The organism is Nocardia sp. NPDC051929 (genome assembly GCF_044548645.1).
Lineage (GTDB): Bacteria > Actinomycetota > Actinomycetes > Mycobacteriales > Mycobacteriaceae > Nocardia > Nocardia sichangensis.
This window is the reverse complement of sequence record NZ_JBIUCG010000004.1, coordinates 243790-262328: the sequence shown is the minus strand read 5'-3', so window position 1 is coordinate 262328 and position 18539 is coordinate 243790. Positions and strand designations below refer to the sequence as shown.

The following is an 18539-nucleotide window of genomic DNA, read 5'->3' as shown; positions in this document are numbered from 1 at the left end:
CGGGCTTCCCGCTACTGGCGATAGCTGGACAGGAAGTTGCCGAAGCGTTCGATCGCGACCGCGAGATCGCGGGCCCAGGGCAGTGTGACGATCCGCAGGTGGTCGTGGCGCGGCCAGTTGAAGCCGGTGCCCTGCACCATCAGGATCTTCTCCTGCAGCAGCAGATCCAGGATCAGCTTGGAGTCGTCGTGGATCTCGTACACATTCGGATCCAGCTTCGGGAACGCGTAGAGCGCGCCCTTCGGCTTCACGCACGACACGCCGGGGATCATGTTCAACCGCTCCCAGGCGACGTCGCGCTGTTCGAGCAGCCGCCCGCCGGGCAGGATCAGGTCCTCGATGCTCTGATGACCGCCGAGCGCGACCTGAATCGCGTGCTGCGCGGGCACGTTCGGACACAACCGCGAGGAGGCGAGCAGGTCGATGCCCTCCAGGAACCCGGCCGCGTGCTCCTTCGGGCCCGTGATCGCCAACCAACCCGACCGGTAACCCGCGACCCGGTAGGCCTTGGACAGCCCGTTGAAGGTCAGGCACAGCAGGTCGGGCGCCACGGTGGCCAGCGAGATGTGCTTGGCGTCGTCGTAGAGGATCTTGTCGTAGATCTCGTCGGCGAGCAGCAACAGCTGATGCTTGCGAGCCAGGTCGGCGATCTGCTGGAGCACTTCGGCGGAGTACACCGCGCCGGTGGGGTTGTTCGGGTTGATCACCAGCAGCGCTTTGGTCTTGTCGGTGATCTTCGATTCGATGTCGGCGATATCGGGCTGCCAGCCGTTGGCCTCGTCACACAGGTAGTGCACCGGCGTGCCGCCCGCCAGGCTGGTCATGGCGGTCCACAGCGGGTAGTCCGGCGCCGGGATCAGCACCTCGTCGCCGTTGTCCAGCAGGGCCTGCATGGTGATGGTGATCAGCTCGGATACGCCGTTGCCGAGGTAGACGCCGTCCACGTCCAGCTCGGGGAAGCCGGGCACGAGTTCGTAGCGGGTCACGATCGCGCGCCGCGCGGAGAGGATGCCTTTGGATTCGGAGTAGCCCTGGGCATACGGCAGCGCCGCGATGATGTCGCGCATGATCACGTCGGGCGCCTCGAACCCGAACGGGGCGGGGTTGCCGATATTGAGCTTGAGGATGCGGTGGCCCTCGGCCTCCAGCCGTGCCGCGTGCGCGTGTACCGGTCCACGGATCTCGTAGACGACGTTCTGCAGCTTCGTGGACTGCTCCAGAACACGCGGGGGATGGTGCGGATGCTGAGGACTCACCCGTCCCATGGTGCCATCCGTCGCAACTGGATAAACCGCCTGTCCGAGCTCTCCACGGGCCGCCACGCCCACGACGGCGGCCGCGGCCCCGCCGGGTGTGACGCGTCACTCAATGGGCCGCGCCGGGCGGGATCCCCTTGGCCGCCGTCGACCCGCAGAATTCCTCGATCCGCTCGTCCAGCCTGCGCGCCTCGACCGAGTCGCGGAAAGCCGGAGCCGCGATCCGCCTGCGCACACCGGTCAACCGCTCCTCGAGCTGCGCGATGCGCTTGGCCTCGTCGAGGCCGAGCACCGGCTGCAGCGCCTCGGCCGCGCCGTCCAGGCTGCCGTTGATCAGGTGGGCAGCCGCGCAGTCGACCCTGGCAAGCGCCTCCGCGCCGTAGGAACGCTGTTCGGACGGGCCGTTCGAATAGAGTTCGATGGCCCGCTGGGTGGCGCCGAGCGCGGGCTCCGCCTGACCGAGGTGGATGTAGGTGGCGCCAGCGTAGTAGTTGGCCTTGGCCTCGTTGAACCCGAAGACGCCGCCCACCTCGTCGTGCAGCGTGTCGGTCGCGGCGATCTCGCGCGCGTCGTCGGCTGCCCGCACGCAGCGATCGGTGTCGGCGGCGCTGCCAAGCGCCGACCAGATGCGCGCCTCGATATTGAGCAGTCGCACCTGCGCGGTCGCGGATTCCGCGAACTCCTGCCCGCTCTGGGCGAGCTGGACCGCCCGGCGCGGCCGCTGCGACCAGTACTCGATCAGCGCGTGCATGCCGCGGGTCCAGGCCCGAAGCCCGTTGTGCCCGCACAACTCCGCGTAGGCCCACGCGGCCCGGACCTGCTCGCCCGCCGCGTCGTAGTAGCCGAGATCGGTGCTGGCGTTGGCGAGCAGGCCCGAGAGGGTGCCCGCCAAAAGATACAGATGACCGGTATCGGCGGGCCGCTGATGGCCTTCCAGCAACCGATACACCCGGCGCCGCACCCGCACCATTTCCACCATCATCGGCACCGGCGGAATGCGCACGTAGTCGTTCGCGATGCGCACGACATCCGCGTCGAGCTGGTCCAAAGTGCTCGCACCGACATTGGTGCTCTCGGCCTTGCCGGCGTGCTCGCTGGCCTCGTGGGCAGCCGCCATGATCAGATCCCTCTCCGAAATCGCTGCCAACGCAGCACCTCTCATCGCACCGGCGTCTATGAGAGCCAAAAGGTCCGCGTCGCTCGAATAATGAACGCGCGCCGAGGCGTCGGCACGCGCATCGAATCCCGGCGGGACGGTTCGATCGATCGCGGGCTTATCGATCAATGCCGCGAACCGCGCCCGCACCACATCGTCGGACCTGGCCAGTGAGGTATCCAGAGCGGCTTGGTTGATCGGTCGTGGATGAACCCGGACGCCCCCGGCTTCCCACTTCGACACCAAGCGTTCGTGCACACCCAAATGGGCGGCGAATTCCCTGATGCTCATCCGCTTGGCATCGCGAAGGGCACGGGCCTCTTTGCCTGACCAATGCGTGACCACGGTGTCATCCCTTCCGAACGAACTCCTTCCAGAGTACGAGCGGTTTGTGAGCGCGGCCACAGGTGAAATACGGCCCGTATCAAAGGCAGCGGAAGGGCAGCGCAAGGCGGGTGAGCGGGCGATGCCGAATCACGCGGCGGGCCGGGACCATTGAGTCGGAAGGCAAGGAGTTCGCCGTGAATGTCGAGAAACTCAGGACCGTGGACGATTGGGTGGCGTTCTATCGGCACGAGTTCGGACTGCCGGTCACCGAGCGGGGCGGTTTCGCCATGCTGCCGATCACCGGACGCGTTTGCGTCGTCCACCTGCCGACCGCGCGTGCCGAGAAGGTGCGCGCCGCACTGGAACAGCAGGGAACGAGGGGTCCCATGTTGGCCAGGCAGATCCGATGGAGTTTCCTCGCCGAGCCCGACAGCCGACCGGGACCGCAGGTGCTCGAGGTGCTCAATCGGCTGGATATCGGCCTGCCCGCCGTCGGCAGCGCCGTGATGTTGCCGACCGGCCTCGGCCGCTGGACCCGGGAAGGGTGCTTCTGGGTCAGCCCGCCGAGCCGCGGTGACACGCTCCCACCGCTGTCCGTCATCCTCACAACGGCGCTCGCGGTGGGAGCGGGCGGCGGGGACTGATCACCTCCGCGGTCGGTTCCCCGCCGCCGTCCGCCGGGTCCGCTTCTCCCCCACAGTCGACGAAGCGGACTCGGCCCCGGTCAGCGGGCTTCGGCGGCGTCGATCGCGGCGGCCGGAATCGGAAAGTTCAGATAGGACCGCGACGGAGTCGGTCCGCGCTGGCCCTGGTACTTCGAGCCCGCCACGGCACTGCCGTACGGGTGCTCGGCCGGGCTGGTCAGCCTGAGCAGGCACAGCTGACCGATCTTCATGCCGGGCCACAGCGTGATCGGCAGATTCGCCACGTTGGACAGCTCCAGCGTGATGTGCCCGCTGAACCCGGGATCGATGAAGCCGGCGGTCGAGTGGGTCAGCAGACCCAATCGGCCCAGACTGGACTTGCCCTCCAAGCGTCCGGCCAGATCATCCGGCAGCGTGCACACCTCGAGGGTGGAGCCGAGCACGAATTCGCCGGGATGCAGCACGAACGGCTCGCCCTCGCCCGGCTCGACCAGGCTGGTGAGTTCGTCCTGCCGCTGCGCCGGATCGATGTGGGTGTAGCGGGTGTTGTTGAACACCCGGAACATCCGGTCCAGGCGCACGTCGATGCTCGACGGCTGGATCAGGTTCTCCAGCAGCGGCTCGACGCCGAGACGCCCAGCGGCGATCTCCGCGCGGATGTCACGATCGGAAAGCAGCACGCGACGAGCGTAGCGCCTGCTCGACGGGGCTCCTCAGCCGCACAGTGATATGAAGAGAACGATATCCTCGCATTCATTCGGGCGGCGTCGCCCGCGATCGAAGGGATGAACCATGTCCGAGGGCTCGCTGTTCGACCTGACCGGCCACGTCGCCGTCGTCACCGGAGGCAACTCCGGCATCGGTCTCGGATTCGCCCGGGGTCTCGCGCGGGCCGGGGCCGATGTCTGCGTCGTCGGCCGCAACGCCGAACGCAACGAGGCGGCCGCCGCCGAATTGCGCTCGTTCGGCGGGCGGGTGCTCGCCCTGAGCTGCGACGTCGGCGAGGAACAGCAAGTGATCGACACCATCGGCCGCGCGGCCGCGCAACTCGGCCGCATCGACTCCTGCTTCGTGAACGCCGGAGTCAGCCAGGGATTCATTCCGTTCGTGGATACCGATCTCACGGAATTCCGCCGGGTCACCTCGCTCAATCTCGACGCCGCGTTCGTGACGCTGCGTGAAGCGGCGAAAGCAATGCTCGCCCAGGGCGAGGGTGGCAGTCTGGTCGCCACCGCGAGTTTGGCCGCCCACCAGGGCGTTCCGCGCGGGCAGTCCTATGCGGCCAGCAAGGCGGGGTTGATCGCCATGGTCAACTCGATCGCGGTGGAGCTGGCCAAGCACGGCATCCGTGCGAACTCCGTGCTGCCCGGCTGGGTCGAGACGCCGATGACCGAAGGGGCCTTCGCGTGGGACCGTTTCCGCGAACGCGTCCACCCGAGGATCCCGGTCCGCCGCTGGGGCCTGCCGAGCGATTTCGAATCCGTCGCCGTCTACCTCGCCAGCCCCACCAGCGCGTACCACACCGGCGACACTCTGCTGATCGACGGCGGCTACAGCAAGTTCTGACGCGCTTCGGCCGCGGCGGTGTCATGCCAGCTGGGAAGGAGCCGGTTACCTTCGAGCGTCGGAGGTGGCAACGTGGAGGAGTGACCTCCCCTCGCATTAGCGGCATCATCGGGGTGCTCACCGCGTTGCTGGTGGTGTGCGCCGCGGCTCTCACGGCGGGCGTGGTCGGGAATCACGGTCCCGGCGGGTTCGATCGCGGCGTCACCGATTGGGCCGTCACGCACCGCAACGGCACGCTGACACCGGTCGCGGTGACGGTCAGCGTGCTGGGCGGCACGCTCGCCATGACCGCTCTGGCTACCGCCACCTGCCTGGTCCTGTCCTGGCGGCGGCGCTGGACGGCGACAGCGCTCGTCGCGATCACCGGGCTCGGCGGCGGGCTGCTCGTACGCGGCGGCAAGCGACTCACCGACCGGGACCGCCCACCCGTCGAGGAACACCTGATCAGCGTGTCCAACCAGGCGTATCCGTCCGGGCACAGCATGGGCTCGTTCGTCGTGGTCGGCATCGTCCTTGCGGTCGCGCTCCCCGCCATACACGGTTCCACCCTGCGCCTCTGCGCCGCGACCGCCGCCGTCCTCTTCGTGACCGCGGTCGGCCTGTCCCGTATCTACCTCGGCGTCCACTGGGCCACCGACGTCCTCGGCGGCTGGTGCTTCGGGGCGCTTTGGCTCATCCTCTGCTTGACCGTGTACCGGTACTCGGTACCCACCGACCGGGACGAGGGCCGGAAACCACCTACCGAGAAGGCAGTCGGCCGTCGCCCCCACCCGGCGAGTGGGACTCTTTCTTAGCTGGCCCGACGGGCTTGGTCAGCGTGTGGACGTCCGAGACGGAGTGCCGTTATGGTCGTGTGCATGGGAGTTAGCGGGGGGCCTAACGGATCTGGCCGCAATCTGTCAGTCGTGCCTGATGACGTGCAGGCGATCGGCCAGTACGTCTACAACATCGCCGACACCATGAAGCAGGCACTCGATTCCGCTGCCGGCGAGGTCGACAACCTGCTCACTTCCGATTGGACCGGCGACGCGGCCGACGAGTTCTCCGCCGGGTGGACAGAAACCCGCGACGGCGGAACAAAACTCATGCAAGCGTTGACTTCTCTCGCCGAGAAGCTGGGCGTCACTGCCGCCAACTACAAGAGCACCGACACCGGCAACGCATCCGGTCTCTCCAGCCTGGACCTGCCATGAGCTCTCAATTCAGCGTCGACCTCGCACGACTCGATCAGATCGTGTCGCGCCTCAACGGCCTGGCCGGGTTCTTGCACGATCACCTCGACGAACTCGACCACAAGGTCACCGCCTTGCAGAGCGGCAGTTGGGAATCTGCCGCGGCCAGCGCCTACGCCGACGCGCACACGCAATGGCTCGCGGCCGCCCGCGAATTCGCCGAAGGCGTCGCCGCCGTTAGCGATGCCGCGCAGAAAGCGCACGGACGCTATACCCGCGCCATCGAGGCCAACCGCCGCATACTGCGGTCGGGGCAGGCATGATCGTCGACTGGCAGACCTACTACGACGCCGCCAAGAAATGCCATGACCTCGCCGACGACCTCCGCAAAGCCGACAAGCCGGTCCACGATGCGATCAAAGGCGAATGCGCAGGGATGGCCGGCGACGCCCCCGGCTGCAAACAGTGGGGTGAGGCGTACGACAAAGCCGCCCAGCAGACCATGCAGGCCTGCTCGAGCCTGGCCAACGCCCTCACCAACTACGGCGCGGTGCTGTATGCCAACGGCTACAACTACGCCATCGCCAACAAGAGCAACCCCGCCCCGCCCCGCATCCACGCCCAGGAAGTCGGCGAGTACAAGGTCAGCATCCCATCCTCGGTGGCCGACAATGGAGTCGGCTTCACCGACCACGGCGGCCTGAAGGAATTCTTGGACAAACTCGTCGCCAAAGTCCTCTCCGCCTTCGGCAAACTCCCCAATGGCGACCACACCAAACTCGACAAAGCACACACCACCTGGAACACCTTCGCCAACCACGACACCATCACCGGCGCGTCCGCCCGTATATCCGCCATTTCGGCACTGTTCGACGGCATGGACGACGCCACCAACCGGCAACTGCTCCAAGACCATTTCACGACCCTGAAAACCAGTGCCGACACCGTCAGCACCGCCGCGCAGAAAATGGCCGCACCCGTTGGCGACTACAAGAACGCGACCATCGCCCTCGGTAACGACAACGCCAAAGCGATCAACGCGCTGGAACTGTCCATCAGCTTGATCGCGATAACCGCCGGTGTCGCTTTCCTGTTCAGCCTCGGCTCCTCCGCCGTCGCCGCAGCCGCCGCCATCGACGCCGACGTGGTCGCCACGATCAACGCGATCCAAACCTCCTATCGCGCCAGCCAAATGGTCCGAGTCATCGGTCTCACCAGTCTCGCCGCAGGGGCTGTCGGCACCATCGACGCCTTCCACGCTCTACCCGCCGTCGACCTCGAAAAAGCCATCACCAACCTCGCCGCCATCATCGGCATGACGTCGACCATCGATGACGATCACGCCGGTGATTCCGATGAACCGGACTTTCGCCACAGCGAATACACTCAAGCCGAGATAGAAGAATTCATCAACGGACATACCGGCGACGGGAATCCGACGATGGACCGACCGACTCCCCAGCAAGTTCATGACGCCCTGACAAAAGGCACCCCGGAACCGATGGGTGACGGACGCACATCGGAGCAGGCCGAGCAATTTGTATACAAGGGAGTCAAGGTTGTCGTGAACTACGAAATGCCATGGAAATCCACCGCCTGGAAACTGTGAGGAAACGAATGTCGAACCCCGAGGATCGCGCGCATCGTCATTTCACCGAGGACGAGATCGTCGACATCAGGAGTCACCCGATCACACTGAAATCGGGAGAGGAACGCGATGCGATCCGCTTGGCGGATTCATGGGAAGCCCACGTCGAGAAGATCGATCGCGACAGAAGCCTGCCCTGGTCGGACCGCACCGTCTGGAACGAATACGATCTCAACGCCGCTTATACTGTCCGGGATTACCTGGAAAGTGCCATTAATCAATTGCCGACAATACTCGCTGCTAAGGTGAATAACTACGTCTCCGATGCCGACGACAGATTCACGTCTATCACTGTCGAGGACTCAGGAAAGCGCATGGCGGCAGTCGCGAACATCGACACAACCGGACGTGGGTGGTGGTGGTTCCGCATACCCGACTCCGGTCCGATCGTTGAAGACCTTGCTCGCTGGAGCCGATTCGAGAGCGAATAGCCGGCGATGCCGGGCGCCCAGCCGCCTGCTGAAGGCTATCCATTACAGCCCGATCAGCTGCGCCCAGTGCGAACCCCAGATCAAGGGAGTTGACCTACATAGTGCCTGGTCTGATAGAGTCGCGGACGCGCACTGCGCAGTGCCGATGTAGTTCAATGGTAGAACTTCTGCTTCCCAAGCAGACAGCGCGGGTTCGATTCCCGTCATCGGCTCCACCGAAGGCCCTGCATCCGCACCCCGCCGATCCAGGGCCTTTCTGCTACCCGACCAACCGCCCCGCAGCGCACGTCATCGAGTGGCCCATGGTCGAGGCGAATCGCGAGTAGCCCCTCCGTCATGTGCCACTCGACGAAGTGCCGGGCGGTTACCGCCGCTGGGGGTGGTGTGGGTTACAGGCAGTAGTGGGCGCCGCTGGACAGGGCGTGCACGAGGCAGGCCAGAGACTGGGCGTCGCTCGAGCCCGAGGAGACGCCGACAGGAGTCGCCTGAGTGCCGACGGGAGCCGGTTGCGGGCTCGGGATGGGCTTCAGAGGTAATCCGCTGGATGTAACCGTGGCGTTCGCCCAACCTGCACCTGCCGCAAGAGAGATTGCAACGGCGGCGATGACTTTCAACGTCGTGCGGACCACCACATCACCGGCCTCTACGGTGGTGGTTGAGGATGGGGTGACGGCGCGATGCCTCGAGACACTAGAAGGCGTATCGGAGTATTCGGTTGGCTTGCCGAGACAGTCCTGAGCTGAGGGCTATGGCGCGGGTTACCGCGCGTAACGGTTGTGGGAAGAGGTCGACTTCGCCGGCGCGGGTGAGAAGTTGTTCTTCGATCAGTGTCAGGCGGGCGCCCCAGGTTTCGGGTTCGTGGGCGTCGTCGAATCCTTGGGCGGCGCTGATGCCGAGGGCTTTGATCGACGGGTGGTATTTCATGGCCCAGGCGGCGAAACGGGTGTAGCCGTTGAGGGCGAGCTCACCGGTCGGGAAGTGTGTGGTCGCCTCGCGGATCAGGGTGTGGAACGTGTCGCCGGGCAGGAAAGGCAGCAGGCCCTCGGCGACGATCATGGCTGGTCGATCGGCGGGCAGCTGCTGAGTCCAGCCCGGCTGGGTGAGATCGACGCCCAGCGGATGGGGGCTGTGCGGAAGCAACTGTCGGCGCAGTTCGATGACTTCAGGGTAATCGACGTCGTACCAGTCGACATCGGCGGGTGGATCGCATCGGAGCATGCGGGTGTCCAGGCCGCAGCCGAGATCGAGTACCACCGCATTTCGGTGCATGGCGATGAACGCGCGTACCGCGTCGTCGAGTTTTTTCGCGCGTAGCGCCGTTCCGCAGATGAGGCTGGGTTTCAGCTCGAGTTCGGTGAAGTCGTAGTCGATCCGGTCGGCCAGCTCGGCCTGGCGGGTGTCGCCCAGGATCGGGGTGCGGGTGGTCGCGTCCAGTGCTCGGGCTTGCAGGGTGAGGAGCAGGGTTTCCTGAATCGGGTCGAGGTCGGGTCGGATTCGGAGCACGATCGGTCCTTCAGGTGGTGGTGTCCGTGTGTCGGGCGGCGATGTCGCGCAGCCAGGTCAATGCCTGCTGAGCGGCCCGGATGCGTTCGGTGAGAGCGGGATCGGTGCCGCCGACCAAGGAGAGTCCGTCCTCGGCGATGTCGCCGAAGGCGCCCAGGCCGGCGATTTTGCGATGGATGACCTTCTCCCAGGCGTCGTCCTCGATGCGGTAGTAGGCGGTGCGGTCACCGGGGATCCGCACCTTGCGGACGAGGCCGATGGTGGTCAGCAGGCGCATGTTGGAGGTCAGCGAGGCGCGGCTGGCGTGGATCGCCTCGGCGATCTGGCCGGCGGATTGCTCCGGCGGATCGCAGATCATCAGTAGGCCGAGGATTCGCCCGGTGATGGGGGGCAGTGCCCATTCCTCGACGCAGAAGGTAGCGACTCGCTCCACCCACTCCAGCGTGGCGTGCTGTCGATCCGGTTCCGGCATGCTGTGTCCTCCTGCGCTGTACTCGGCTCGATTACTGTGGCATAGCGGTCACCGACTCCCGGGTCGGCTCCGGGGTGGGAGCGACGAGGCGGGTCCGGCGCAGGTGCCGGTCGAACCACTCGACGGCCAGAGCCATGGCCTCCTCCAGCCCGGGACCGGTGTAGAGACCGAGCACGTCGTAAGGCAGGATCTCGAGTCGTTTCGGCTCGCCGGCCTTGGCGAAGGCGCTCTGTGCCTCCTCGAGCATGTGGTACGGGTCCCAGCCGCCGTTGGCGATCATCAGCAGCGGGGTCGGCGCCAGGCGATGAACGAGGTCCTCCGGCGCAAAGGTCAGCAGATGTTCGGCGGAGTCGAGGGTCTTCTCGTTCCGGTAGTTCGGGAACATCTCGGCGGCGAGATCCGGTGCGCTCTCGACGTTTTCCCCCCGCAGCGTCAGGTGCGGCACCCGAGCACTGTCGTGGCCGACATATCGGCGCTCCCAGTCCTCGTCCAACCGGTCCCGCAGCGCGGCTACGCCCTCCCTGCCGAGCAGCCGCTCCAGATATCGCCATCCGTTCCACACGCTCGGGCTCTGCACCACAACACATTTCACGCGCCGGTCCAATACCGCGGCCTGCGTCGCCACCGAGCCCCCGATGCTGACACCCCAGAGTCCGATCCGATTCGGGTCCGCCTCCGGGCGGGTTTGCAGATACGACACCGCGCTACGAAAATCTTCCGTCTGTCGCTGCGGGTAGTCCTGGCCGCGAGGTTGCCCCGCGCTGGCCCCGACCGTGCGATAGTCGATCGCCAGTACCGCGAACCCCGCCCGCACGAAATACGGTGCGAACACTCGCAACGCCTCTTTCACCATCACCCCTGAGTGCCCCAGCACCAGACCGGGGACCGGACCGTCCGCCGCGGGCAAATACAGATCACCAGCACACGCGGTGCCAAGGCTGTTGAACGTCACTTGCTCGATATGGAGATCCATCAAAGCTCCCGTCGTTGCTAGTTATTTCAGTCTTCACTGAAGCAACTAGCAATGTCAACATAGTCCCCGAAACCCGTTGCCGATGCGACCAATACGCCGTGGACTCGGTCCCGGATGACGGGGGTAACCACTCCGTGATCTGCCACTCAACGAGGTGCCAGGCGGTAGAGGGAAGTCGTTTCGCGGGTGCGGGCGTGGTGGAGTGGAGAGATGGGGTTGTGGGCTCGGTGGTGGGTGGGGCGGGTCGTCAGTTGGGCGGTGATGTGGAGGCCTGCGGTTGTGATGCGGTCGAGGAGTTCGTCGTGGGGACGCAGGCCTAAGTGTTCGGGGAGGTCGGAGAGGATCAGCCAGCCTTCGCCGCCGGGGCGCAAGTGGGCACGGAGGCCGGAGAGGAAGGTGTACAGCATGGACGAGTTCTCGTCGTATACGCCGCTTTCCAGGGTCGAGGTAGGTGCGCCGGGGAGCCATGGGGGATTGCACACCACCAGGTCGGCCTCGCCGTCCGGGAAGAGAGCCGGGCCTTGCACGGCGACGGATGAGAGGCCCAGTCGGTCGAGGTTGGCTCGGGCACAGGTCAGCGCACGGGAACTCTTGTCGGTGGCTGTGATTCGAGTGCAACCGCGGCGGGCCAGAACGGCGGCGAGCACGCCGGTGCCCGTGCCGAGATCGAAGGCTGTCTCGGTCCGCGCGGGTAGCGGCGCGACTGCGACGAGGTCGATGTACTCGCCCCGGACCGGGGAGAACACACCGTAGTGCGGATGAATGCGGTCGCCGAGCGCGGGCACGTACACACCCTTCTCTCGCCACTGCGCCGCCCCCAGCACGCCGAGCAACTCGGTGAGCGCGACCACCGTACGCCCCCGCGCCGCGCCGTACGCTTCGGTGCAGGCGCGCCGCACATCGGGAGCGCGACGCAACGCCAGCGAATAGTCGTCTTCCAGCAGCACGAGCAACTTGCCGAGCACTTCCGCGCGCCGCCGACGAGACGCGCGATACCGGCGGAACGCCTCGGCCGGATCGTCGCCCAGCGAAACCTTCCGCTCGACCCGCCGACCCATCGCCCGCAGCAACTGCCGCGCATTGTGGAAATCACCGCGCCACAGCAGGCCGGTCCCCGCTCGCGCCATTCGGCAAGCCGCTTCGGCAGTCGTCCAGTCGTTCACCACCACGAGGGAATCGGGTGGTGGCGCGCCATTCTCGGAATGCCAACGGGCGCTCGGGCAGGTGTTGTCCTCGGTCCAGGAAACGGTGGACACCGCGTACTCCTCGTGTACGAACGTGCAAAGGGCACGAAGAGCACCTCGACGCGGAGACGCGAAATTGCCTGTGCTGCTATCGCACAGGGGCTATCAGGTCGCCTGTTTACGCCCGCGCCGAAGTGCGCGGGAAATCACCGAGAACCATCCCGAGCGACATAGCCGGACCTTTCCGTAGGAGACGCCTGAGTCTCCCACAGCGCCGCCGGTACAGCCCAACCATGGGCCGTGAGAGGTCGTCCGGTCGCTTCGACCGGCAACTTGCGTCACGCAGTTTGATGTCAGGTCTTGCAAGGACGCCGTCGCGTCCCCTGCACGACCGGACGGACCCCGCCGCGTTCTGGCGAGTGAACCAGCCTCTCAGGCCGCCCCGTTCGCCGATTCCGCGTGCAGTCGGCGGAACTTGCTGCCGTGGAAAACGAGCGGGTCCACGTCGGTGCGGGTGGCGATGCGGTGGATGCGGAGGATGACCACCGCGTGGTCGCCTGCCGGGACGTGCGCTTCCTGGACGCCCTCGATCCAGGCGGACGCGCCATCGATGAACACGGCGTCGCCGGAACCGCGGTGCAGCTGGATATCGCGGAAGCGGTCGCCGTCGCGGGTGCCGAGCGAGCGGGCGGCGGCCTGCTGGTCGGTGCCGAGCAGGCTGAGGCCGAGGTGGCTCGCGGCGGCGAGCTTGGGCCAGGTGGCCGACGAGTTCTGCACGCAGAACGAGACCAGGGGCGGATCGAGCGAGACGGGCACGAACGTGCTCACCGCCAGACCGTGCGGGGTTCCGTCGATTTCGGCGCACACGGCGACGACGCCGCTGGGGAAGTTGGCGAACGCGCGACGCAGACCGGCTCCGTCGGCGGGGAATTCGAACAGGTCATGCATGATTCGCAGCTTTCGAGCTGTGGGCCAGTGCCTGGGCGACCGAACGCCACCGACCACTGTACCGGTCGATGACGCCGTCCTCGGCGAATGTGCGATCGGACAGGTAGAGCCCGGGCAACGCGGCGGTGGCCCCGATTTCGACGAGCACGGGCTTGAGCAGCAGGTCGGGCGCGAGAGCGTGGGCGGGTCCCGCGCCGAGCATCACCGGGACCGCGAGCACGCCTTCCAGGCCGGTCCCGCCCTCGAACTGTTCGAGGAACAGCTTGAGCAGACCGGTGTAGGTCGCCTTGAAGGTGGGGCTGGCGAAGACGACGAGCTCCGAGCCCGCCACGGTGCGCACCGCCTCGGCTACGGCCGGGTCACCCCAGCTGAGCAGCGCGGGACCGAACTCGACCAGGTCGATCACGGTGGGCTCCACCTCAGGTCGCAACCCCCTCGCGACCAGGGTGGCCGCGGTGAGCGTGCGTGAGGCGGGTTTCGGATTTCCGACGACGACAGTGACTGCCATTTCGTCTCCTTTCAGATCACACCGTGGAGCGGTGGCGCGGCGTCGTGCAGCAGGGCCCTGCCGATGTGCTGGTATTTCCAGCGCACCGGATCGTGCAGGGTGTGCGTGCGCGCGTTGCGCCAGAAGTGGTGCAGATTGAGATCCGCCACCGCGCTGCGCGTTCCGCCGACCTCGAACAGTGCGGCGGACACGTCGTTGGCGGCGCGGTCGGCGAGTATCTTGGCGGTCGCTACGGCCAGCGACGACTGGGCGATGTTCGCGGCGCTCGGATCGATCCGGATAGCCGCGTCCAATGCCCATCCGGCCGACGAGAGCGTCGCCTCGGCAGCGGTCACCGCGACGGACAATTCACCGAAGCGCTGGATCAACAGCGGGTCGTCCACCGCGTTCGCCACCCCCGCCTCGAACCACGGACGACTCTTCGTGCGCACGAATTCCGTTGCCGCGGTGAGGGCGCCTCGGGCGATGCCGGTGTCGATGGCGGCGTGCAGCAACTGGGCGAACGCGCCATAGCCGGTGGGTGCCCGCACCGCGCCGGAGCGGGGAATCACCTGGTCGCGATCGACGAGCACTTCGTCGAAGGACACCGTTCCACTGCCGGTGGTGCGCTGCCCTATCCCGTTCCAGTCGTCCACGACGCGTACACCGGGAGTGTTCGCGGGCAGGTAGACGATGTACTCACCGGCCTCGAGACCGCTGCGGCCTTCCGGATCGTCCAGCCGGGTCAGCACCGCGAACAGGTCGGCGAACAGCGATCCGGTGCAGTAGTACTTCACGCCGTCCACCCGGAATCGGTCACCGGCCGGCCGCAGCGTGGTGGCGATGTCGGCGACGGTCGTACCGCCGCGCTCGGACTGCGCGTTGGCGATGCGCCCGCCGTCGAGCACCCGCCCGAAGTACCGCTCCTGCTGCTGGACCGTACCCGCGAGCCGGAGCAGGTTCACATACACGAAGTGGCTGTGCGGGATCTGCGCGATGTTGGGGTCGGCCGTGGCGAGAATCCGCGTCACTTCCGCGACCGCGCTGGGCGGCAGATCCGCGCCGCCGTGCGCGGCGGGCACGGTGATCGCGAGCAGACCGCTGGCCGCCAGCCGATCGACCTCCGCGTACGGCAGCGCGCGCTCCCGGTCGCGTTCGGCGGCTCCCGGCGCGAAGTCCGCCGCGAGCCGCTGTGCGACCGCGAACGCTTGTGCCGCCGACAGGATGCGATCGGCGGCGACCGCGGTCATCAGTTCACCGCCGCGACGGGCCGCTGCGCGGCTTCCAGCTCACGCACCAGCGGGAGCACCTTCGCGCCGAAGTACTCGATCTCCTCCTGGAAGTGCAGGAAGCCGCCGAGAATCAGGTCGACGCCGAGCTGCTTGTAGGCGACGATCCGCTCGGCCACCTGCTCCGGCGTGCCGATCAGCTGGGTGCGGAAACCGTCGTTGTACTGCACCAGGTCCTCGAACGTGGAATCGGCCCACATGCCCTTGCGGTCCTTGGTGGACGCGCCCGCCTGCTGCACCGCGTCGCGGAAGCCTTCCACCGCGGGCTTGTTCGCCTTCTCGACGATCTCGCGCAGGGTGTCGCGAGCTTCCCGCTCGGTATCACGGGCGATGATGAAGCCGTTGAGCCCGAATCTCACCTCGCGGTCGTGGGCGCGGGCGACGGCGCGCAGGTCGTCGAGTTGTTCGGTGACGCCGTCGAAGTCCTTGCCGTTGGAGAAGTACCAGTCGGCGTAGCGGCCGCCGTTGCGCCGTGCGGCGGTCGAGTTGCCGCCCTGGAAGAGTTCGGGATTCGGCCGCTCCGGGGTGTTCAGCGGCTTCGGCTTCAGGGTGAAGTCCCGGATGCGGTAGAAGTCGCCGCCGTAGTTCACGTTGTCCTCGGTCCAGATCTTGCGGATCACCTCGAGGAATTCGGCGCTGCGCCGGTAGCGCTCGTCGTGCTCGAGCCACGGCTCGCCGAGCGCGGTGAATTCACCGGCGAACCAGCCGGACACGACGTTGATGGCGAACCGGCCATTCGACAGGTGGTCGGCGGTGGCGCCGAACTTGGCCAGTACCGCCGGATGCCACAGCCCGGGATGCACGGCCGCGATGACCTTCAGCCGCTCGGTCGCGCCGAGCAGCGCGAGACTGAACGAGGTCGATTCGTGCTGGTACTCCGCGCCGTAGGAGGCGGTGTAGCGCACCTGGGACAGCGCGTAATCGAAGCCGTTGTTCTCGGCGGTCTGCGCCAGCTTCTTGTTGTACTCGAAATCCCAGCTGGTGCGCTGTTCGATATCGCTGGTGACCAGTCCCCCGCTGACGTTGGGCACCCAGTAGGCGAACCGGATCTGCTCGGCGATCTGCTCCGTGGTCATAGCTGCTCCATGGTTATCGGGGGTAGCCGTCGGATCGGAGGCCGGACGCCACGCATGCGTCCGGCGCTCCTTCCACTCCAGCACCGGCCCCCGGTCGGGACGAGGTTTTGAATCTGCGCGATTCGGATCAGGCGTCGGCGAGCGCGGGCGAGTAGCTCGACCTGGCGAACTTGCCCGCGGGCGCGAACCGGCCCAGTAGTGCGGCGGCGTCCTCGCCGGTGACCCGCGTGATGAACTCGTTGACCGCTTCCGGCGAGTCGACCGGCAGGAACGGCTGCGGCCGGTGCAGCAGGCCGACCAGCGCCGAAGCGAACGCCGGGTCGACGGCCGCCGCGGCGAAGAACGCGTTGCCGACCTCGGCCAGTTCGGGATCGCTGAGGAACAGCCTGGTCACCTTGTTCGCCGCATCTGCGCGCGCGGCGAGGAACGCGGCGTACTGCCGCGCGATCCACGCCTCGTCGAACGGTCCTTCGTGCACGGCGGCCGCCGCGACCAGACGCTGCGCCTGGATCAGGCCGCTCTGCGCGCCCTGCCCGGCGATCGGATCGTAGGCGATGGCGGTGTCACCCAGCGCGGCGACCACGTGGCCCCCCGCGGTGCGCCCGACCCCCGACCGCACGACCGGGCGCACCGCGCCCTTCAGCCACGAGTGCGGATCCTCGGGGATGGTCCTGGTGGCCAGCACCTCCGGCAGGTCCCACTCGATGTAGTCGCGGTAGAGGTCCTGCACGATCCGGTGCGCCGACTCGGCGGAGTCGGCCCCGGCGAACCGCTTCTCCCAGTCACTGCCGGGCCGCGCCCAGCCGAGGAAGGCCCAGCTCGGCCCCGCGTCCTTGTGCAGGTACGGGCCCCACCAGCCCTCGCCCTGGTCGGCGAGGATGGAGAAGCCGCTGTGCGCGCCGCCCGCCACGCTGCGATGCGCGAAAACATCTTCGTCGTGGCCGATCCCGGTGACGACGACGGTGAGCAAGGACCGCTGCGGCGCGTCGTAGGGCGTGCGCTGCGCGTCGACGGGGAACAGGTCCGACAGCCCGCCGCGGCCGGTCGCGACCAGGGTGAGGTCGTTGGCGGCGGCGATACCGTCGAGCGTCTCCGGCGTCACTTGCTCGACCGCGAACCGGCCGCCGCGCTCCAGGAACGCGGTGAGCCGCTCGTCGGCCTTGAGCCGGGTGTCCACCGCCACGCCGACGTATCCGTCGAAATGGCCGTCGAATTGGATCAATTCGGGACGATCGGGGCCCGGTCCGGCGATGCGTACGCTCAAGCCGGTGTGCCGGGGCGCCCGCCCGGTGTAGCTATCCAATCCGAGCGCGGCCTCGGCCTGCTGGGTCTCACCGAATTCCAGCGCGGTGCCGGTGGCGGGCACGTCGTCGCGTAAGGCGCGCTGATCGCGCTCACTGTAAAGGGTGACGTCGAAACCGGCGTCGAGAAGTCCTAGCGCCGCAGTGACGCCGGTCTGTCCGGCACCGATTACCGCGGCCGAACGAGTGGAACGGGATACGGGTTGCTGCGAAGTCATGCAGGGATGATGCGATGGACGCGCGGTGCGGGCAGAGTGTTGCGATCACCGAGAATCAATAAGCAGACAGCGAATTCGCAGCGCGTACCATTCGGGCCATGTCGTTTGTCGTCGCCGACCTGACCGGAGACCGCACCGAGCAGTACCGCCAGCTCGCCGCTCAGGCCGAAGCGCTGGTCGCGGGCGAGACCGACCGCATCGCCAACGCCGCCAATCTCGCCGCATTGGTATTCCACGCCCTACCCGATGTGAATTGGGTGGGTTTCTATTTCTACGACGGTCGGGAACTGGTGGTCGGCCCGTTCCAGGGCAAACCCGCGTGTGTGCGCATCGCGCTGGGAAAAGGCGTCTGTGGCACGGCGGCGCAAACCAGAACCACTCAGCTCGTGCCCGACGTGCACGCATTCGAGGGGCACATCGCGTGCGACGCCGATACGCGTTCGGAAATTGTCGTACCGCTGGTCCGCGACGATGCGCTGATCGGGGTATTCGACCTCGACAGTCCGCGGCCTGGGCGGTTCGACGAAGTCGACCGCGCAGGGTTGGAATCCATAGCCGAAATCTTCTTGACCGCAAACTGATTGCCTTCAATCGCAACGTAGGCGACTCGTCGTCGACAGGCGGGTGCCTCGGTCCTACTTTCGGTCGAATCTGGGATACACCCAGACCAATTGCGGCAGCAACTGCCCCTCCGCCGCACTCACTGCGACGAAACAGCCGTCGGCCGGCTGCGCAGCGCGCATTGTGCAGCCGTGGGCAGAAGCGCCGGGCCATTCGACATTTGCATGCGCTTCTCGGTCCGGAAGTGATATGTCCGAGCAGCCGCCGGACCGCCTGGCGTTGGCGGACGACGGCACCACGTAGATCCACAGTAGGCCCAGTCGACCG

20 protein-coding genes and 1 tRNA gene are annotated in these 18539 nt (G+C 66.8%); 9 read left to right on the top strand and 12 right to left on the bottom strand.

Translation table 11 applies throughout. The features are described from left to right. Nucleotides 1–11: 11 nt before the first annotated feature. Together ACIHAX_RS07275 and ACIHAX_RS07270 are read right to left on the bottom strand one after the other, a co-directional pair. Nucleotides 12–1265, bottom strand: a complete 1254-nt coding sequence (locus ACIHAX_RS07275; protein ID WP_355071449.1) for a pyridoxal phosphate-dependent aminotransferase — start codon at nt 1263–1265, stop codon at nt 12–14. Nucleotides 1266–1365: 100 nt separating this feature from the next. Next, nucleotides 1366–2373, bottom strand: coding sequence for an XRE family transcriptional regulator (locus ACIHAX_RS07270; protein WP_355071447.1), 1008 nt, complete (start codon nt 2371–2373; stop codon nt 1366–1368). Nucleotides 2374–2933: 560 nt separating this feature from the next. Between ACIHAX_RS07270 and ACIHAX_RS07265 the strand changes: the two genes are divergently transcribed. Next, nucleotides 2934–3383, top strand: coding sequence for a hypothetical protein (locus ACIHAX_RS07265; protein ID WP_063016495.1), 450 nt, complete (start codon nt 2934–2936; stop codon nt 3381–3383). Nucleotides 3384–3463: 80 nt separating this feature from the next. Here ACIHAX_RS07265 and dcd read toward each other — a convergent pair whose 3' ends face one another. Next, on the bottom strand, nt 3464–4063 hold the full coding sequence (gene dcd / locus ACIHAX_RS07260) for a dCTP deaminase (protein ID WP_355071445.1): 600 nt from the start codon (nt 4061–4063) through the stop codon (nt 3464–3466). Between the two features lie 112 nt (nt 4064–4175). Between dcd and ACIHAX_RS07255 the strand changes: the two genes are divergently transcribed. The 7 genes from ACIHAX_RS07255 (at nt 4176) to ACIHAX_RS07225 (ending at nt 8415) form a co-directional block, all read left to right on the top strand. Beyond that, nucleotides 4176–4949 (top strand): SDR family NAD(P)-dependent oxidoreductase, encoded by a 774-nt coding sequence (locus tag ACIHAX_RS07255; protein ID WP_397276280.1) that lies wholly within the window; start codon nt 4176–4178, stop codon nt 4947–4949. A gap of 80 nt (nt 4950–5029) precedes the next feature. Beyond that, nucleotides 5030–5743, top strand: a complete 714-nt coding sequence (locus ACIHAX_RS07250) for a phosphatase PAP2 family protein (RefSeq protein WP_397276278.1) — start codon at nt 5030–5032, stop codon at nt 5741–5743. Between the two features lie 111 nt (nt 5744–5854). Continuing rightward, entirely contained in the window at nt 5855–6142 is a 288-nt protein-coding gene (locus tag ACIHAX_RS07245) for a WXG100 family type VII secretion target (RefSeq protein WP_397276276.1), read from the top strand. Beyond that, nucleotides 6139–6444 (top strand): WXG100 family type VII secretion target, encoded by a 306-nt coding sequence (locus tag ACIHAX_RS07240; RefSeq protein WP_397276273.1) that lies wholly within the window; start codon nt 6139–6141, stop codon nt 6442–6444. The genes ACIHAX_RS07245 and ACIHAX_RS07240 overlap by 4 nt, the downstream gene beginning before the upstream one ends. Beyond that, the gene (locus tag ACIHAX_RS07235; RefSeq protein WP_397276271.1) at nt 6441–7730 is read left to right on the top strand and encodes a hypothetical protein; all 1290 of its coding nucleotides are present in this window, start codon (nt 6441–6443) and stop codon (nt 7728–7730) included. Before ACIHAX_RS07240 ends, ACIHAX_RS07235 begins: the two co-directional genes overlap by 4 nt. 8 nt (nt 7731–7738) lie before the next feature. Continuing rightward, nucleotides 7739–8200: a hypothetical protein gene (locus ACIHAX_RS07230; RefSeq protein WP_356962901.1), complete on the top strand. Its 462-nt coding sequence runs from the start codon at nt 7739–7741 to the stop codon at nt 8198–8200. A gap of 141 nt (nt 8201–8341) precedes the next feature. After that, a tRNA-Gly gene (locus ACIHAX_RS07225) sits at nt 8342–8415 on the top strand. Nucleotides 8416–8890: 475 nt separating this feature from the next. Here the strand turns inward: ACIHAX_RS07225 and ACIHAX_RS07220 are convergent. The 9 genes from ACIHAX_RS07220 to ACIHAX_RS07180 form a co-directional block, all read right to left on the bottom strand. After that, on the bottom strand, nt 8891–9703 hold the full coding sequence (locus ACIHAX_RS07220; RefSeq protein ID WP_397276269.1) for a class I SAM-dependent methyltransferase: 813 nt from the start codon (nt 9701–9703) through the stop codon (nt 8891–8893). A 10-nt stretch (nt 9704–9713) separates the two neighbouring features. Beyond that, nucleotides 9714–10175: a hypothetical protein gene (locus ACIHAX_RS07215; RefSeq protein WP_355071433.1), complete on the bottom strand. Its 462-nt coding sequence runs from the start codon at nt 10173–10175 to the stop codon at nt 9714–9716. Nucleotides 10176–10206: 31 nt separating this feature from the next. Further along, the gene (locus ACIHAX_RS07210; RefSeq protein ID WP_397276266.1) at nt 10207–11148 is read right to left on the bottom strand and encodes an alpha/beta hydrolase; all 942 of its coding nucleotides are present in this window, start codon (nt 11146–11148) and stop codon (nt 10207–10209) included. A gap of 146 nt (nt 11149–11294) precedes the next feature. Next, a complete protein-coding gene (locus ACIHAX_RS07205) occupies nt 11295–12404 on the bottom strand; it encodes a methyltransferase (RefSeq protein ID WP_397276264.1) in 1110 nt (369 codons plus the stop codon). Between the two features lie 360 nt (nt 12405–12764). Next, the gene (locus ACIHAX_RS07200) at nt 12765–13280 is read right to left on the bottom strand and encodes a flavin reductase family protein (protein ID WP_355071427.1); all 516 of its coding nucleotides are present in this window, start codon (nt 13278–13280) and stop codon (nt 12765–12767) included. Next, on the bottom strand, nt 13273–13788 hold the full coding sequence (locus ACIHAX_RS07195; protein WP_355071426.1) for an NAD(P)H-dependent oxidoreductase: 516 nt from the start codon (nt 13786–13788) through the stop codon (nt 13273–13275). Before ACIHAX_RS07195 ends, ACIHAX_RS07200 begins: the two co-directional genes overlap by 8 nt. An 11-nt stretch (nt 13789–13799) precedes the next feature. Then, nucleotides 13800–15017, bottom strand: a complete 1218-nt coding sequence (locus ACIHAX_RS07190) for an SfnB family sulfur acquisition oxidoreductase (RefSeq protein ID WP_397276262.1) — start codon at nt 15015–15017, stop codon at nt 13800–13802. Then, on the bottom strand, nt 15017–16132 hold the full coding sequence (gene sfnG / locus ACIHAX_RS07185; RefSeq protein ID WP_355071422.1) for a dimethylsulfone monooxygenase SfnG: 1116 nt from the start codon (nt 16130–16132) through the stop codon (nt 15017–15019). The genes ACIHAX_RS07190 and sfnG overlap by 1 nt, the downstream gene beginning before the upstream one ends. Nucleotides 16133–16259: 127 nt before the next feature. Further along, nucleotides 16260–17651: a styrene monooxygenase/indole monooxygenase family protein gene (locus ACIHAX_RS07180; protein ID WP_364424738.1), complete on the bottom strand. Its 1392-nt coding sequence runs from the start codon at nt 17649–17651 to the stop codon at nt 16260–16262. A gap of 98 nt (nt 17652–17749) precedes the next feature. On the opposite strand from ACIHAX_RS07180, the gene ACIHAX_RS07175 reads away from it, so the two are divergent. After that, the gene (locus ACIHAX_RS07175; RefSeq protein WP_397276259.1) at nt 17750–18232 is read left to right on the top strand and encodes a GAF domain-containing protein; all 483 of its coding nucleotides are present in this window, start codon (nt 17750–17752) and stop codon (nt 18230–18232) included. The last annotated feature ends 307 nt before the right edge of the window (nt 18233–18539 follow it).